The organism is Pseudomonas sp. AC112, from assembly GCF_979253545.1.
Genome location: NZ_CEEDCM010000001.1, coordinates 4,652,055 through 4,668,250, shown reverse-complemented (window position 1 = coordinate 4,668,250; position 16,196 = coordinate 4,652,055). Strand labels below are relative to the sequence as shown.

Here is a 16,196-nt window from a genome sequence, read left to right as displayed (position 1 = left end):
CGCGCCGATCAGCGCAACAGCGGCCGCAATAGTTCACGGGCAATGATATGGCGCTGGATTTCCGAGGTGCCCTCCCAGATCCGTTCGATCCGCGCGTTGCGCCAGATGCGTTCCACCGGCCCTTCATCCATCAAGCCCATGCCGCCGAAAATCTGCACCGCCTCGTCGGCGACCTTGCCCAGGGTTTCACTGGCAAACAGCTTGGCCATGCCGGCCTCGCCGTCGGTCATGGTGCCCTGGTCCATCTTCCAGGCGGTGTGCAGGGTCAGCAGTTCGGCTGCGCGAATCTGCGTGGCCATGTCCGCCAGCTTGAAGCTCACGCCTTGATAGGTGCCGATGGGCTGGCCGAATTGCTTGCGGTCCGCCGCCCATTGCAGCGACACCTCCAGCGCGCGCTGGGCCTGGCCGACGCAGTTGGCGGCCACCATCACACGGCCAGCGGTGAGCCAGGCGTTGGCCACTTCCCAGCCCTTGCCCACTTCGCCCAGTACTTTGGAGGCCGGGACACGGCAGTCGTCGAAGAACATTTCATAGGTGTGGTAGCCCCTATTGCTCACGCACTTGGGGCCCCGGCGGATGGTCATGCCAGGCGTCCCCCGGTCCACCAGGAACGACGTCACCGCGTTGCGCTGTCGGCCGTTGTGCTCATAGGTATCGGTGACCGCAAACACGATGGCGAAATCGGCGTGCCCGGCGTGGCTGATGAAGTGCTTGCTGCCGTTGATCACGAAATCATCGCCACTGCGCACGGCGCGGGTTTTGATGGCATTGGCGTCGGAACCGGCGCCGGGTTCGGTCAAGGCAAAACAGTCGATTTTCTTGCCTTGCACGCAGGGCAACAGGTAGTCGCCAATCTGTGACCCCGTGCACGCCATCAAGATCTTGGACGGCCGTGCGACAAACACATGCAGCGCCCACGAGACTTTGGACAATTCCCGCTCGATCAGCGCCTGGGACAGGTAATCCAGGCCACCGCCACCCACCTCTTCCGGCATGTTGAACGCGTAGAAACCGGCGGCAATCGCCTTGTCGCGAATCTGTGCAGCGAGTTCGGGCGAGACCTCATCGGCACGGTCTACCGCCTCCTCATGAGGCAACAATTCCTTGGCAACAAAACTGCGTACCGCGTCCACCAACATGTCTTGTTCTTGGCTGAGTTGGAAATTCATGGCGCTACCTGTTCGGAGGTGTTGTTGTTATTTGCCGCAGAAATTCGGGAGGCGTTTTTCCATGGATGCGCGCAGGGCTTCGGCGCCGTCGGCACTGCGACCACACAACAGGCCGGCGGCCAGTTCGGCCTGCAACTGCTCGGGCAGGTTGCGGTCGGCGCCTTCGCGGATCAGGGTCTTGGTCTGGGCGAAGGCGAAGGTCGGGCCGCTGGCCAGGCGTGCGGCCAACTCGGTGGTGTGCGCCTGGAGCTGATCATCGGCGACCACTTCACCGACCAGGCCAGCGGCCAGTGCGCGGTCGGCACTCCACAGCTCGTCGAGGAACAGCAGGCGCTTGGCTTGCTCGCTGCCAATCAAGCGTGGCAAGTGCCAGCTGGCGCCTGCGTCCGGCGAGTAGGCCATGCTGGTGTAGCCGGCCTTGAAGCGCGCCGATTGGGCCGCGATGCGCAGGTCACAGCACAATGTCAGGTCCATGCCGGCGCCGACGGCCGTGCCGTTGATCGCAGCAATCGTGGGTTTATCGAGGGTGTGCAGGCGGGTCATCAGCGCGTGGGCAGTTTCGGTCCAGCCGTAGGTTTCGAGGGCGCCACGGGCTTCGGCGTCGGCCCATTCGGCCAGGTCGGCACCGGCGCAGAAACTGCGACCGTTGCCGGTCAATACCACCACGCGCACCGCGGCGTCAGTGTTGAAGGCGTCGAGCAAGCTGTGCAGGTGCTTGAGGGTGGGGATGTCCAAGGCGTTGCGCTGCGGGCCACGGTTGAGGGTGATCCAGGCAACGCCTGCTTGTACCTGACTGAGCACGGGCGAATCGGTCGTCATGGCTTCCTCGAATTATTGTATTTGGCTTGAGGGGTGCGACATGAGGCGATACTAAACAAGTGTTCAGTAAGAAGGCAATCAGCAAACCGCAAATATTTTCAAAGAGGGAAATGCCGGCCCGAACCTGGCGTTCGGGCGACGGGATGGGCTCAGGGTTTGAGCTGATATCGCTGGCGACCACCGGCCTGCAGCCCGTCCACCCAGGCCTCACAGATTTGAATGCCCTGCTCGGGTGTGAAGGTGCCGGGGTTGAGCCCCGACTCCAGCCACAACCCGTCGAGCAATGCGCTCAAGCCGATGGCGGCGAGGTCGGCGTCGAAGTGCTTCCAGCCCTCCTCCCTGGCCATGTCGGTCAGGGCCGAACGCATGATGGTGCGGTACTCGCCATAGGAATGCTCGTGGGCCAGGTTGATCGCCGGGGCCGTCTTGACCGCGCCCCAGAACACCAGCCAGGCGTCCAGCAGGTGCGGGTCGAGCAATTCGGCGGAAAACGAGCCACGGAACAACGCCGACAGGCGCTCCCTGGGGTTCGGCGGCGCCTTGGCCATGGTCTCGCGCAGCAGGCTCATGACCTGGTCGGTGATGGTCCGGTAGGCCTCGGCCACCAGTTCATCCTTGCCCGAATAGTGATGGCTGATCAGCCCCACCGACACCCCGGCCTCGGCGCTGATCTTGCGGATCGACGCGCCCTGGAAACCATCACGCTTGAGGCACGTGAGCGTGGCCTGCACCAGCGTGGCCTTGCGCACTTCCGGCTCCATCCTGGAAAAACGGGATTCCTGGGTCATACGGCGGTGTCCTTGGGTTGAGTCGGCAGCACGACTCTACATCAGTCGCGATACCCCGGCGACACCCGATCCAGCATCCGCAGCAACGCCGCCCAGGCCAATTGCATGGCGTCCAGGTCGACCAACTCGCCCTCCTCCAGTGGTCGGCCAGGGTTGTTGAATTGCTGCTCGGTGTAGGCGCAGACCTCGGCAGGCGGCAGCACCAGCGGGCCACACGCCTGGGCGGCAATCTGGATATCGCAGGCCTTCTCCAGATAGTACATGCGCAGGAACGCCTGGCTGACCGTCTCGCCAACAGTGAGCAAACCGTGGTTGCGCAGCATCAGTACCGGCTTGTCGCCCAAGTCCTGTACCAGCCTCTGCTGTTCAGCCATGTCGAGGGCCACGCCTTCGTAGTCGTGGTAGGCGACCTTGCCGTAGAACTCCATGGAAATCTGGTTCACCGGCAACAACCCGCACTCCAAGGCCGCCACCGCGCAGCCCGCGCGGGTGTGGGTGTGCAGCACGCACTGAGCGTCTTCGCGGGCGCCATGAATCGCACTGTGAATCACGAAGCCCGCCGGGTTGACCGCATAAGCCGAGGGCTCCACGGCATGGCCGTCCAAGCCGATCTTGACCAGGCTGGACGCGGTGATTTCGTCGAACATCAGCCCATACGGGTTGATCAGGAAGTGATGTTCAGGCCCAGGGATGCGCACCGAGATATGCGTAAAAATCAGGTCGCTCATGCGGTAGTGCGCGATCAATCGATAGCACGCGGCGAGCTGCTCACGCAGTTGTTGTTCGGTGGAGTGCGTCATTTTTATTCTCCAGGCACGGGTTGATGAGGGCGACGCTAATCCAGCCGCCAGTAAAAAAACAAGTTGATTTTTTACTGGCGCTCGCCTCCTATAGAACGATAACAATAACAGCGCCTGGAGTATTCGCACCATGTCGCACCCTGCCTTTCCCCATCTGTTCGAACCCTTGGTGCTGCGCGGCAAGCGCCTGAAAAACCGCATCATGTCCAGCGGGCATGACACCTCGATGCCCACCGATAACCGCGTCAATGCGCAATTGATCGCCTACCACCGCGCGCGTGCCGAAGGCGGTGTGGGGCTGATCGTGTTACAGGTGGCTGGGGTGCATGACAGTGCGCGGTACACCTCCCATGTGCTGATGGCGACTGACGACGGCTGCATCGACGGCTACCGCGAACTGGCCAACACTTGCCATGCCCAAGGCACCGTGGTGCTCTCGCAGATCTTTCACCCTGGGCGCGAAATCATGGAGTCGGCCGACGGTTTGCTGGCCGTGGCGTACTCGGCGTCCGGCGTGCCCAATGAGCGCTTTCGCGTGATGCCACGGGCGTTGGACCAGGCGATGATCGACGCGATCGTCGCAGGTTATGCGGCGGCGGCCAGGCGCCTGCACCAGGCCGGGATCGACGGGGTTGAAGTGGTCGCCAGCCATGGGTACTTGCCGGCGCAATTTCTCAACCCTCGGGTGAACCGGCGCAGTGATGCTTACAACGGCTCCCTGGAGCATCGGCTGAAGTTCTTGAGAGACATCATCGCGGCGGTCCGGGCCGCCACCGACGACCAGTTCATCATCGGCCTGCGCATATCTGCCGATGAACGCGATGCCGAGGGGCTCACCGAAACCGAGTCCCTGGAGGCCGTGCAACGTCTGGAGGCACAGTTGGATTACGTGCATATCGTCGCGGGTACATCAGCCTCCCTGGGCGGCGCGATCCATATCGTGCCACCCATGGCGATCGCCGCTGCGTACCTTGCCGATGAGGCGGCGACGTTCAAGGCCAGCCTGTCGATTCCGCTTTTCGTCACCGGGCGGATCAACCAGCCTCAGGAGGCGGAGCTGATATTGGCGCGCGGCCAGGCCGATGTCTGCGGCATGACGCGGGCGTTGATCTGCGACCCCCGGATGCCAGCCAAGACCCTTGAGGGCCGCACCGAAGATGTGCGGGCGTGCATTGCCTGCAATCAAGCTTGCATCGGTCATTTTCACAAGGGGTTGCCGATCTCCTGCATCCAGCATCCGGAGACCGGCCGCGAGCTGATATTTGGTGAAGTGCAAGGGACGTTGAAGCGCAAACGCATCCTGGTAGTAGGGGGTGGCCCGGCAGGCATGAAAGCGGCGGCAGTCGCCGCACAACGCGGGCATGACGTGACGCTGTACGAAGCCAGCGGGCAATTGGGTGGCCAAGTATTGCTGGCCCAACTGCTGCCCCGACGCAGCGAATTCGGCGGCGCCAGTACCAACCTGCAACGTGAGATGGAACTGGCCGGTGTACGGGTGGTGCGCAATACCCGGGTCGACCGTGCCCTGGTGGAACAGGAACGTCCCGACCACGTGATCATCGCCACCGGCGCCGAACCTTACTGGCCAACCTTCGAGCAAGGCGGCGAGCTGCAGGTGGTGGACGCCTGGCAGGTGCTGCGCGATCAAGTCCCCCTGGGGCGTTCGGTGGTGGTGGTCGACTGGCGTTGCGATTGGATCGGCCCCGGCATTGCCGAGCGCCTGACGCGCGCAGGCCACCCGGTACAACTGGCGGTCAATGGCACTCACTGCGGGGAAAACCTACCGCTGTACGTGCGCGATCAATTGGCGGGCGAACTGCATCGGCTGGGCATCCCGATCATCCCCTACGCCCGCCTCTACGGTTGCGACGACACGACGGTCTACCTGCAACACACCGCCAGCGGCGAGCCGATGCTGCTGGAGAATATCGACACCCTGGTGTTGTGCCAGGGGCACCAGCCGGTGGACACTCTGGGCGCGGAGCTGCATGGCTTGGTGCCCTTTGATCGGATCGGCGACTGCCTGGCCCCGCGCACCGCCGAAGAGGCGATCTACGAAGGACTCAAGGTAGCGTGGAACCTGTGACAGACGAACCCCAGCAACTGTTTCTCGGCACGCGCATTCGTGGCCTGCGCAAGGCGCGTGGGCTGACCCTCACCGCCCTGGCGCAGGCCAGTGAATTGACCGCCGGTTACCTCAGCCAGTTGGAGCGTAACCTGGCCTACCCCTCGATCCCGGCACTGTTCAACATTGCCCGCAGCCTGGGCGTGACCACCCAGTGGTTCTTCGCCAGCGAAACCGTGCCCGCGGTCGAGGACGAAGGCTACGTGGTCCGCAAAGGCAATCGCCAAAGCATTCATTACGAAGATGGCATCGTCGACCAACTGCTGACGCCCCTGCCCAACCACCAGCTGGAAATGCTGCAATCGAGCTTTCCGCCCGGCGCCTTTAGCCAGCAGAGTTACAGCCATGAAGGCGAAGAAGCAGGCTACGTGCTGAGTGGTCGGTTCGAGCTGTGGGTGGGTGAACGGCATTTTATGTTGGAGGCGGGCGACAGTTTCAGCTTTGCCAGCAGTGAACCCCATCGGTACGGCAACCCTGGCAAGGTGAACACAGTGGTGATCTGGGTGATTACGCCGCCGACGTTTTAAGCCGCTGGCGGGAATGAGAACGTTCCGACGGGAACTGGCGACAGTGGCAAGGCGGCCATTCGTGACCTGCGGTAAAGAGTCCTTTTCGGATTCGGCGGTTTTTCCGAAGGAACGACGGGCGGATACTCGACTCCATTGTTCACACCCCGTCTGGAGTTACTGATGTCTACCCCTATGCAAAACGTTCCGGCCTTTGGCCTAGGCACCTTCCGCCTGCAAGGCCAGGTGGTGATCGATTCCGTCAGCAATGGCCTGGAACTGGGCTACCGCGTCATCGACACCGCGCAAATCTACGAGAACGAAGCCGATGTCGGCCAGGCGATTGCCGACAGTGGCATCCCGCGCGATGAGCTGTTCATCACCAGCAAAATCTGGATCGCCAACTTCGCCGAAGGCCAGCTGATTCCAAGCCTGAAAGAAAGCCTGCGCAAACTGAAAACCGACTACCTGGACTTGACCCTGATCCACTGGCCCTCGCCGGAAGACCAGGTGCCTGTCGCCGAGTTCATGGGCCAACTGTTGGAAGCCAAGCGCCTGGGCCTGACCCGCCAGATCGGCATTTCCAACTTCACCGTCGACTTGATGAAGCAGGCGATTGCAGCCGTAGGCGCCGAGAACATCGCCACCAACCAGATCGAACTGCATCCCTACCTGCAAAACAGCAAGGTCGTGGACTTTGCCACCGCCCACGGTATCCAGATCACGTCCTACATGACCCTGGCCTACGGCGAAGTGCTCAAGGACCCGGTGATCCAGCAGATCGCCGAGCGCCATCAGGCAACCCCGGCGCAAGTTACGTTGGCCTGGGCCATGCAGCTGGGCTACGCAGTCATTCCGTCGTCGACCAAACGCGCCAACCTGGAAAGCAACCTCAAGGCCCTGCAACTGACCTTGAACGCTGCCGACATGGCGCAGATCGCCGCACTGGAACGCGGCCATCGCCTGACCAGCCCTAAAGGCATCGCCCCGAAGTGGGACTAAACCCCGGCCACGTGGCTGCGCGATAGCTCCCGCAGCCACGGCAATACCCGCAGGCCGGCTGTGGCTGCGGGTGGGTCGATGATGTCCATGAAGTGTTCAAGGTTGACGTTATCCGGCGCGCCGGGCAGGCGTACCAGAACCTGCGGCGTTGCACCGGCGGGCGTGTCCGGGTTCAGGTCCAGATGATCGTAGACCAGCACATGGTGCACCTGGGGTTGAGGCCCGCAGGTTAGTGTGACCAGCCCCGCGTTGATGATCATTACATCAAAAGGTTGGGCCGGAATGGCGGTGAGCAGTTGGACCTCTTCGAAGGTCTGCACCGGGACGATCCGGTGATAACCCAGCCGGTTGAGCATCTTCTCTATGTACAGGCGTTGCAGGTGTTGCTCATCGGCTATCAGAATGGTCAGTGCTTTGTTTGGCATGGCGAACCCCTGGGCAGGCAGTGCTCGTCATTGAGCCCCGCCTATTTTCCAGACATACCTCGAAGACAAAATCAGGCTTGTTCCCGTTCCATGTAGGAGTTCTCCCAAATCCACCGAATGGCTATCACCCTCGGTCAAGCCTGCTTGCAGTGTTGGCTGAGACTATGGTGCAAGCCGTCGATGGCCGCCCCTACTGCCTCAACCGCAGCCACTGAGGCATTGTGGTCACGCCGTTCACACACGCCCTCCAAGGTTTCGCAACAGGCGACCAGCACCTGAGCCTTGACCATGCGGGCCCCGCCTTTGACGCGGTGAGCCAGGTCATGCAGCCTGGCGAAGTCCACCGGCTCAAGCAGCAACGGCAGCAACAGGCGGTCCTCGACGAGGCTGCCGAGCAATGGCTGCAACAACTCGTTGAGTGCGGCCTTATCGCCGCCCGTCAACGTAATCAACGCGCTCAAATCAAACACCGGTTCGGCTTTAGGCGTGGCAGCACTGGCCGTGCGTGATGCCAGCGCTGCGCGCAAATCATCCAAACCGGTCGGTTTGAACAAACAACCATCCATGCCCGCCTGTCGGCAGCGCTCCGTTTCTTCCGGCTGGGCGTTGGCGGTGAACCCCAATATCAGGCAAGGCACCAGGCCACGTTGACGCTCTTGGGCGCGGATATCTCGCGCCAACGTGTAGCCGTCCATGATGGGCATGTTGCTGTCGGTGATCACCCCATCAAAATGACCGGCCTGCCACAGTGCAAGGCCCTCGGCGCCATCGTCGGCGGTGACGATGCGGTGCGCCAGGAAACTCAATTGTCGAGCCAACAGCAGGCGGTTGGCCGGATAATCATCGACCACCAGCAGGTTCAAGGACTGGGTAGGGGGAACGCGTGACACCGGTACGGAAACCGGCGTTTGCGTGGTCAACGCCAGCGTCAACGCCACGTCCACCCGCGTGCCTTTTCCCAGCACGCTGCTCAAGTGCAATTGCCCGCCCATCATCTCGCACAGGTTGCGGCTGATCACCAACCCAAGGCCGGAACCACTGCGTGCCGATTGGGCGTGATTGCTGCCCTGGATAAACGGGTTGAACAAGCGCTGCTGATCTTCGGCACTGATGCCTATCCCCGTATCTTCCACAGACAACCGCAGGTTCACGTGCTCGTCAGCGGACGCCGGCGCGCACTGGGCACTCAGGCGCACCTGGCCGGTGGCGGTAAACTTGATGGCGTTGCCCAGCAGGTTGGACACCACCTGCTTGAAACGCAAAGGATCGATGAGCACCGAGCAATCGGTCGCCGGGTCGAGCTCGACGTGCAGCGACAGCCCCTTATCCCGCGCCAACCCCTCGAACACCCGCGCTACTGAGGCCAACAACTCGCGCGGATTAGCCGGCGCCAGGGTCAGGGACAGGTGACCGGTTTCGATCCGCGCAATGTCCAGGATATCGCCGATCAGCTCCAGCATGCTGCGCGAGGCCATCGACGCCACCTCCAGCGCATCCTGATCGGCACGACCTTGCTCGGCGTTTTTCTGGGCCAACTCAATCATGCCGATCACCGCGTTCATGGGCGTGCGGATCTCATGGCTCATGGTCGCCAGGAACGTGGTCTTGGCGCGGTTGGCCGCGTCGGCCTCCTCCTTGGCTTCCTGCAACTGGCCCAGCAGGCGCTGGCGCTCGCTCACATCGACCCACCCGGCAATCATGCCCACGACGTTGCCGTTGCTATCGCGGTACGGCAGCATCCACTGGTAAATGGTCAGTACACCACCACCGGGCACCTTGAGGACCCGGTCCTGGATCTGGGGCTCACCACGCGCCATCAGGCTCAAGTAATCAGCATGGAAAGACTGGGCCTGGGGCGGGTTACCGGTGTCGGTTTCCACGACCGTCTTGCCGATGACATCCTCCAGCTTGAAGCCGAATACATCCAGGTAGGCGTTGTTGCACGCCATCAACCGCCCCTGGCGATCGCGCACGTAAATCGGGTGGGGGGTGCCGTCGATCAGCACGCCCATGAACCGCATCTGGTCGCTCAGGGCCCGCTCGGCCTGGGCGCGCTTGCGTATCAGGTTGCGCAGGTAGAGCACCCAGCCCAGGGTAATCACCAGCAACAGCGCCGCCAGGCCAAACCCTTGGATAATCACGTTGCGATGGCTGACCCAGTAACTGTCTTCGACGATGATCTCACTGCGCCAATGGTTGGACAGTTCGTCCATCTCCTCGGGTGTGATGCTCAGCAGCGCCTTCTCCAGGATGGAATACAGCTCCAGTTGGCTGCGGTTGACACCAAAGGCAATCCTCGCCGGTTCCGTCCCGACTGTGCTGGTGATCCGCAGACGATCCCGATAATCGCGCGCAATCATGTAGCGTGCGCTGATCAGCGAAACCACCGTCGCATCGACACTGCCCTTGGCGACCTGGCTCATGGACGCTTCAGGGTTCTCGACGTCGACAAACTCGATACCTGGGTAATCCTTGGCAATTTGCGCGGCGAGGCTGTTGCCGCCAATGAACGCCAGGCGTTTGCCCGGCATGTCCTCCAGCGTAACGACGCGTTCATCAGCGGCGCGCACCACCAGCACATAAGGATTGGACAGGTAAGGCCGGGTAAAGCGAATCCTCTCGGAACGCTCGACACTGGGCGTGATCACCGCCAGCATGTCCACTTGACCGGTGCTGACGTCGTCAATTTGCCGAGGCAGCGAACTGCCCTGCACCACGTCGAATTTCAACCCGGTGCGCAAACTGATCCGCGATAAAACCTCGTCACTCAAACCGGCGAACTGCCCTTGCTCATTAAAAAACGACAGCGGCATGAATTTATCGAGGGCCGCCACTTTTACCCGTGGATGCTTTTCCAGCCAACGCTGTTCGTTGTCACTCAGTCGCAAACGGTCGGCCTCCAGGACACCGTTGCCACCGGCACTCCAGCGCCGCAGGATTTCCATCTGCTGGCTGGCCGGGATAACGGCCAGCGCCGTGTTGATAATGTTCAACAGGCGAAGATTGTCGGCGGTAAACGCAAACCCGAACGGATTGACTTCCAACGCGGAAAAATCCGCCATGCGCACATTGTTCAGGTGGTTCTTGTTGATCAGATAACGGGTACTGATGGCGTCGCCCAGGTAGACATCCGCCTGGCCGAACGCTACGGCACCGATCGCCTGGTGCGTCGAGCCGTACAACTGCAGGTGTGCCTTGGGGTAAAAAGCCTGGACTGCGTCGGGCTGCATATAGTGGTAAAGCATCGCCACGCGCTTGTCGGCGAGGTCGGCGCTCAATGAATGACTGTCACCTGCACGGGTGACCAGCACAGGTTGATCATTGGCGTAGGAACGCGACAGTACCAGCGCCTTGTCGGCCGCTTCATAACCATTGGCCGACCCGACGAAATCCACATCGCCTGACTTGAGTGCCTCGATCACTTCATCGCGGGTATCGTAGCGCCGCACCTCGATGGGTATGTTCAAGACCAGGCTGACCAGCCCCGTGTAGTCAGCCGTGATGCCTTCAAAGTCATCATGGTTGCTCAAATCGAAAGGGGCGTAGTCGGGTGCCGACACCCCCATCACCAACGTGCGTCGCTCACGCAGCCAGCGCCAATCGCTTTCATCAAGCGCCACATCGGGGTGTTCAAGGGTGGAATGGCCAAGCAGGCGCAGGGGATGGGGTTGATCCAGGGCCATTGCCGCCAAGGGTAACAGCCCCATCAGCAGGATGGCCGTGAGTTTCACCCGCCGGGAGGTGGTCATTTCAGATCAGATGGTTGCGCTGGGCGAACTTGGACAGGTGCACCACCGAAGACATACGCAGTTTCTCCTTGAGGCGCGTCTTGTAAGTGCTGATGGTCTTGTGGCTCAGCAGCATGTCCTCAGCGATCTCCTTGTTGCCCAGGCCCAGCGCCAATTTTTGCAACACTGTCAGCTCACGGTCCGACAGCGCTTCCACCAGTTCTTGCTCGGTGGTCTGCAGATCATCACGGCGTACCGAACTGGTCGGCAGGCTCGGAAAGCAACTGTAGCCAGACTGGATCGCCCTGATCGCCTTTTGCAGCTCATCCAGCTCACCCGTCTTGGCCACAAAGCCCATGGCCCCGGCGCGCATGCAACGGGTGGAAAAGAACACCGCCAGGTAAGAGGTCAGCACCAGTATCTTGCAAGGCAACTCCAGGGCTTTGATCCGACTGATCACCTCCAAACCACCGAGCTTGGGCATTGCCAGGTCGAGAATGATCAGGTCCGGGCGCTCCTCACGCGCAATCTGCATGGCGTCGGCACCGTTGCCAGCTTCAAAAATTTTTACAAAACCTTCCTGCTTTAACAGGTACTTCACGGTGGCACGTATAAAAGGGTGATCGTCCACAACTAAAGCTTTGTTGCCCATAAGACTCCCCTAAGAGGACCAGTACGCTTACATATCACGCGAGACCTATCTACCTGTGAAAAGTAACAGTTCCGACGGACGGCACTGATGACTCTACGGAACATCTCAGGCAGTACAGACCCCTCCTTTTGATCAAACACGGTATTAACGTAGAGCTGCGTCTTGGTTCCTGAGCAGACGCAAGCCCGCAACCTTAACAACGGCGTGTTGTTTCAAATGAAGGGATAATCTCGAATGCTTGTAGGACTTTTCCCCTGTACAGCATAGCCGGCTTTGCGCAGGGCATTGCCTGACAGACACAACCTACTCCGTAGTACTTGGACTCCAGAATGCCTGCACCACCAGGGTCGACATCGAGATGCGCGCCACCAGGGCGTCCAACTCGTCACCGTCTACAGAGGTCACGGCCAAGGTGGCTTCGATTTCGACCTCTTCCGTGCCGAAAGGACGCACATCCACGTCACTGGCGGGGTAATTGCACCGTGCCAGCTCATCTTCCAGCAACGCCAGAACGGCTTTTTGCTGAGTGCGCCGGGCGATCACATACAGGATGTTGGTGACTTCTGCCGACACCACATCCAGCGGCTGGCGGTTGATGTTGTTGACGATCGGGCGCAGCAACGTATTGGCCGCCAGCACAAACAACGTGCCCAGCAGCGCTTCCAGGATCAAGTCGGCACCCGCGCAGGCACCCACCGCAGCCGAGGCCCAGAGGGTGGCGGCAGTGTTGAGCCCACGCACGTTGCCCTCCTCGCGCATGATCACGCCGGCACCGAGAAAGCCGATACCCGACACCACATAGGCCACCACCCGCACGGCGCCTTCGGCACCACCGAGACGGTTGGCCATGTCGACGAAGATCGCCGCCCCCACTGCCACCAGCACGTTGGTTCGCAGGCCCGCCGTACGCTGGCGGTACTGGCGCTCGAAGCCGATCAGGCCGCCGAGGATAAAGGCCGCGGTGAGGCTGACCAGGGTGTCGATCAGCGAATTGAGGTTGATGTTGTTGATTGCTTGCATGAAAACTCTCCTAGACCCCCCACCCTGTATGCGCTGGCTTGCCAGCCCATACAAGGGGAGTTGTTACTGTTGTTGCTGTGGTTACTGCCAGCCAAATTTACGGATGTAGTAGCCCTTCACCGCCTGGGTCAGGGCCATATACGCCAGCAGGATCACTGGCAGGAATACAAAGTACAGCGACGGCAGCGCCTGCAATTTGAAGTAGTGCGCCAACGGGCCCATCGGCAGGAAAATGCCCACGGCCATGATCACGCCCGTCATCACCATCAATGGCATCGCCGCACGGCTCTGCAGGAACGGGATTTTCGGGGTGCGGATCATGTGCACGATCAACGTCTGGGTCAGCAGCCCCACCACGAACCAGCCGGACTGGAACAGGGTCTGGTGGTCGGGGGTGTTGGCATCGAAGACATACCACATGAGTGCGAACGTGGTGATGTCAAAGATCGAACTGATCGGCCCGAAAAACAGCATGAAACGGCCGACATCTCCTGGCTGCCAGCGCTGGGGTTTACTCAGCATCTCGTCGTCGACGTTATCGAACGGGATCGCAATCTGCGAAATGTCATACAGCAGGTTTTGCACCAGCAGATGCATCGGCAGCATCGGCAGGAACGGGATAAACGCACTGGCCACCAGCACCGAGAACACGTTGCCGAAGTTGGAGCTGGCAGTCATCTTGATGTACTTGAGCATGTTGGCGAAGGTGCGCCGGCCTTCCAGCACGCCCTCCTCCAGGATCATCAGGCTCTTTTCCAGCAGGATGATATCGGCAGCTTCCTTGGCAATATCCACTGCACTGTCCACCGAAATGCCGATGTCGGCGGTCCGCAGCGCTGGCGCGTCGTTGATGCCATCGCCCATGAAGCCGACCACATGCCCATTGGCCTTGAGCAAGCGCACGATGCGTTCCTTGTGGCTTGGCGTCAGCTTGGCGAACACATTGGTGGTTTCCACGGCCTTGGCCAGCTCGGCGTCGGTCATGTCCTCAATGTCGTTGCCCATCAGCAGACCCTGTTGCTCCAGGCCCACTTCGCGGCAGATCTTGGCGGTGACCAGTTCGTTATCGCCGGTCAGCACTTTCACTGCCACGCCATGGGCCTTGAGGGCTTTGAGCGCAGGCGCGGTGCTTTCCTTGGGTGGATCGAGGAACGCGACGTAACCGATCAGCGTGAGGTTTTTCTCATCCGCCAGGCTGTAGGTGTCACGCCCCGGCGCCAGCGGTTGCGCCGCCACGGCGACCACACGCAGGCCTTCTTCGTTGAACGCGGCGGTGACCTGACGGATGCGTGCCAACAGGTCATCGGTCAGTGCTTCATTGACGTCGCCATGGCGCACGTTGTTGCACACCGACAGAATCTCCTCCACGGCACCCTTGCAGATCAACAGGTGCGGCTGGCCCTGCTCGGCGACCACCACGGACATGCGGCGGCGGTTGAAGTCGAACGGGATCTCATCGACCTTCTGGAATGCCGTGCCGACCTTCAGCTCACGATGCACCTCCACATGTTCCAGCACCGCCACGTCCAGCAGGTTTTTCAGGCCGGTCTGGTAGTAGCTGTTGAGGTAGGCCATTTCCAGTACGTCATCGGACTCTTCACCCCATACGTCCACATGACGCGCCAGGAAAATCTTGTCCTGCGTCAGGGTGCCGGTCTTGTCGGTGCACAGCACGTCCATGGCACCGAAGTTCTGGATCGCGTCCAGGCGCTTGACGATGACTTTTTTACGCGACAGAAACACCGCGCCCTTGGCCAGGGTGGACGTGACAATCATCGGCAGCATTTCCGGGGTCAGGCCCACGGCAATCGACAGCGCGAACAGCAGTGCCTCGGTCCAGTCGCCCTTAGTGAACCCATTGATGAACAGCACCAGCGGCGCCATCACGAACATGAAGCGGATCAGCAACCAGCTGACCTTGTTGACGCCATGCTGGAACGAGGTGGTGGCGCGATCAGTCGCGGTCACGCGCTGGGCCAAGGCGCCGAAATAGGTGCTGTTGCCGGTGGTCAGGATCACCGCCGTCGCCGCGCCGGACACCACGTTGGTGCCCATGAACAGGATGTTCTCCAGGTCCAGCGGGTTGCGGGTCTTGGCGTCCTGCTGCTGGGCGAACTTCTCCACCGGCATCGATTCCCCGGTCATTGCCGCCTGGCTGACAAACAGGTCCTTGGCGCTGAGTACGCGGCAATCGGCGGGGATCATGTCCCCAGCGGACAGTACGATCAGGTCGCCCGGCACCAGTTGTTTGATTGGCAGTTCGATGCGCTTGGCTTCATCGCGGCGCAGCACCGTAGCGGTGTTGCTCACCATGGCCTTGAGGGCGTCGGCGGCCTTGTTGGACTTGGCCTCCTGCCAGAAACGCAGCAGCGTCGACAGCACCACCATGGAGAAAATCACCGTGGCGGCCTTCATGTCTTCGGTCAGCCAGGAGATCACCGCCAGCAACGTCAGCAACAGGTTGAACGGGTTTTTGTAGCAGTGCCACAGGTGCACCCACCATGGCAGCGGTTGCTCATGCTCGACTTCGTTGAGGCCGTATTGCACGCGCAGGGCATCGGCTTCCTGAGTCGTCAAACCCTCGGAATGGCTGCCCAGGGTGCCGAGCAATTGCCCCGCACTGCCGTTGGCCGAGACCACCAGGGTTTGCGCCAGGGTCGGCGGCACTTCGCGGCTGACGCTGGCGTCGGTCACGGTGTCGAGCATCGCCAGGCGGCGGAAATGCCGGGCGATGTGCCGGGTCCGCAGGAAGCCGGCAAAGAACTCTTTCAACAGAGTCAGGTTCATGGTGTTACTCCTGCGCGAGGAAAAAACCGTCGTGCAGGTACCGCCGTCTGCACCGCGCCCGTTTTATAGGCACAGCCAGCTTGGCCCGCCTGTCGTAAAAGACAGGCGCGTCCGTAGCATCCCGAGGTGAGGCGGGTGCTGGTCAGCGTCGATGAGAGGGATTCGGGCAGGTGCCAGGACTGGCGCTGCCGGGATGCCGCTTCTCGCTTTTAGTGGCGAGACAACGGCATCGGAAAAATGCGCGTTACCTTGCCAAGCCTGTGCCGGTTACCGAAACCGGCCGACTACTGTCACTCGAACAAGTACCCACTGAGGGTCTCCGCTATTGATGAAAACGCGCGAAGCTTACGCCCCGATGAAAGGAGAGTAAACCGT

At 61.0% G+C, this 16,196-nt stretch carries 12 protein-coding genes; 3 read left to right on the top strand and 9 right to left on the bottom strand.

What is annotated here, in order from left to right; genetic code table 11:
* Window positions 1-8: 8 nt before the first annotated feature.
* From AC0IYN_RS21775 to AC0IYN_RS21760, 4 genes are all read right to left on the bottom strand, one after another.
* On the bottom strand, window positions 9-1,169 hold the full coding sequence (locus AC0IYN_RS21775) for an acyl-CoA dehydrogenase family protein (RefSeq protein ID WP_406596329.1): 1,161 nt from the start codon (window positions 1,167-1,169) through the stop codon (window positions 9-11).
* A gap of 27 nt (window positions 1,170-1,196) precedes the next feature.
* Window positions 1,197-1,988 carry an enoyl-CoA hydratase/isomerase family protein gene (locus AC0IYN_RS21770; RefSeq protein WP_471843171.1) on the bottom strand — a complete coding sequence of 264 codons (792 nt, stop codon included), beginning with the start codon at window positions 1,986-1,988 and terminating at the stop codon, window positions 1,197-1,199.
* 149 nt (window positions 1,989-2,137) lie between these two features.
* Complete coding sequence (locus AC0IYN_RS21765) at window positions 2,138-2,776, bottom strand: TetR family transcriptional regulator C-terminal domain-containing protein (protein WP_406596327.1); 639 nt, start codon at window positions 2,774-2,776, stop codon at window positions 2,138-2,140.
* 41 nt (window positions 2,777-2,817) lie between these two features.
* Window positions 2,818-3,576, bottom strand: coding sequence for a class II aldolase/adducin family protein (locus tag AC0IYN_RS21760; protein ID WP_406596326.1), 759 nt, complete (start codon window positions 3,574-3,576; stop codon window positions 2,818-2,820).
* Between the two features lie 130 nt (window positions 3,577-3,706).
* Between AC0IYN_RS21760 and AC0IYN_RS21755 the strand changes: the two genes are divergently transcribed.
* From AC0IYN_RS21755 to dkgB, 3 genes are all read left to right on the top strand, one after another.
* The gene (locus AC0IYN_RS21755; protein ID WP_457238696.1) at window positions 3,707-5,662 is read left to right on the top strand and encodes an oxidoreductase; all 1,956 of its coding nucleotides are present in this window, start codon (window positions 3,707-3,709) and stop codon (window positions 5,660-5,662) included.
* Entirely contained in the window at window positions 5,650-6,228 is a 579-nt protein-coding gene (locus tag AC0IYN_RS21750; RefSeq protein WP_406596324.1) for a helix-turn-helix domain-containing protein, read from the top strand. The genes AC0IYN_RS21755 and AC0IYN_RS21750 overlap by 13 nt, the downstream gene beginning before the upstream one ends.
* 162 nt (window positions 6,229-6,390) lie before the next feature.
* Window positions 6,391-7,209 carry a 2,5-didehydrogluconate reductase DkgB gene (gene dkgB, locus AC0IYN_RS21745; protein WP_471843167.1) on the top strand — a complete coding sequence of 273 codons (819 nt, stop codon included), beginning with the start codon at window positions 6,391-6,393 and terminating at the stop codon, window positions 7,207-7,209.
* Here the strand turns inward: dkgB and AC0IYN_RS21740 are convergent.
* The 5 genes from AC0IYN_RS21740 to mgtA form a co-directional block, all read right to left on the bottom strand.
* The gene (locus tag AC0IYN_RS21740; protein ID WP_406596322.1) at window positions 7,206-7,634 is read right to left on the bottom strand and encodes an ANTAR domain-containing protein; all 429 of its coding nucleotides are present in this window, start codon (window positions 7,632-7,634) and stop codon (window positions 7,206-7,208) included. The two genes, dkgB and AC0IYN_RS21740, sit on opposite strands and share 4 nt — an antisense overlap.
* Window positions 7,635-7,768: 134 nt before the next feature.
* Window positions 7,769-11,383, bottom strand: a complete 3,615-nt coding sequence (locus AC0IYN_RS21735) for a transporter substrate-binding domain-containing protein (RefSeq protein ID WP_471843164.1) — start codon at window positions 11,381-11,383, stop codon at window positions 7,769-7,771.
* 1 nt (window position 11,384) lies between these two features.
* A complete protein-coding gene (locus AC0IYN_RS21730) occupies window positions 11,385-12,014 on the bottom strand; it encodes a response regulator (RefSeq protein WP_406596320.1) in 630 nt (209 codons plus the stop codon).
* Window positions 12,015-12,317: 303 nt separating this feature from the next.
* Complete coding sequence (locus AC0IYN_RS21725; protein ID WP_471843161.1) at window positions 12,318-13,034, bottom strand: MgtC/SapB family protein; 717 nt, start codon at window positions 13,032-13,034, stop codon at window positions 12,318-12,320.
* A gap of 81 nt (window positions 13,035-13,115) precedes the next feature.
* Window positions 13,116-15,821 carry a magnesium-translocating P-type ATPase gene (gene mgtA / locus AC0IYN_RS21720; RefSeq protein WP_471843159.1) on the bottom strand — a complete coding sequence of 902 codons (2,706 nt, stop codon included), beginning with the start codon at window positions 15,819-15,821 and terminating at the stop codon, window positions 13,116-13,118.
* Window positions 15,822-16,196 lie beyond the last annotated feature (375 nt).

What these genes read in the sequence shown, in the direction of transcription:
- AC0IYN_RS21730 (WP_406596320.1), bottom strand. Translation starts at nt 12,014, where the DNA reads ATGGGCAACAAAGCTTTAGTTGTGGACGATCACCCTTTTATACGTGCC.
- AC0IYN_RS21725 (WP_471843161.1), bottom strand. Translation starts at nt 13,034, where the DNA reads ATGCAAGCAATCAACAACATCAACCTCAATTCGCTGATCGACACCCTG.
- dkgB (WP_471843167.1), top strand. Translation starts at nt 6,391, where the DNA reads ATGTCTACCCCTATGCAAAACGTTCCGGCCTTTGGCCTAGGCACCTTC.
- AC0IYN_RS21760 (WP_406596326.1), bottom strand. Translation starts at nt 3,576, where the DNA reads ATGACGCACTCCACCGAACAACAACTGCGTGAGCAGCTCGCCGCGTGC.
- AC0IYN_RS21740 (WP_406596322.1), bottom strand. Translation starts at nt 7,634, where the DNA reads ATGCCAAACAAAGCACTGACCATTCTGATAGCCGATGAGCAACACCTG.
- AC0IYN_RS21765 (WP_406596327.1), bottom strand. Translation starts at nt 2,776, where the DNA reads ATGACCCAGGAATCCCGTTTTTCCAGGATGGAGCCGGAAGTGCGCAAG.
- AC0IYN_RS21755 (WP_457238696.1), top strand. Translation starts at nt 3,707, where the DNA reads ATGTCGCACCCTGCCTTTCCCCATCTGTTCGAACCCTTGGTGCTGCGC.
- AC0IYN_RS21770 (WP_471843171.1), bottom strand. Translation starts at nt 1,988, where the DNA reads ATGACGACCGATTCGCCCGTGCTCAGTCAGGTACAAGCAGGCGTTGCC.
- mgtA (WP_471843159.1), bottom strand. Translation starts at nt 15,821, where the DNA reads ATGAACCTGACTCTGTTGAAAGAGTTCTTTGCCGGCTTCCTGCGGACC.
- AC0IYN_RS21775 (WP_406596329.1), bottom strand. Translation starts at nt 1,169, where the DNA reads ATGAATTTCCAACTCAGCCAAGAACAAGACATGTTGGTGGACGCGGTA.
- AC0IYN_RS21735 (WP_471843164.1), bottom strand. Translation starts at nt 11,383, where the DNA reads ATGACCACCTCCCGGCGGGTGAAACTCACGGCCATCCTGCTGATGGGG.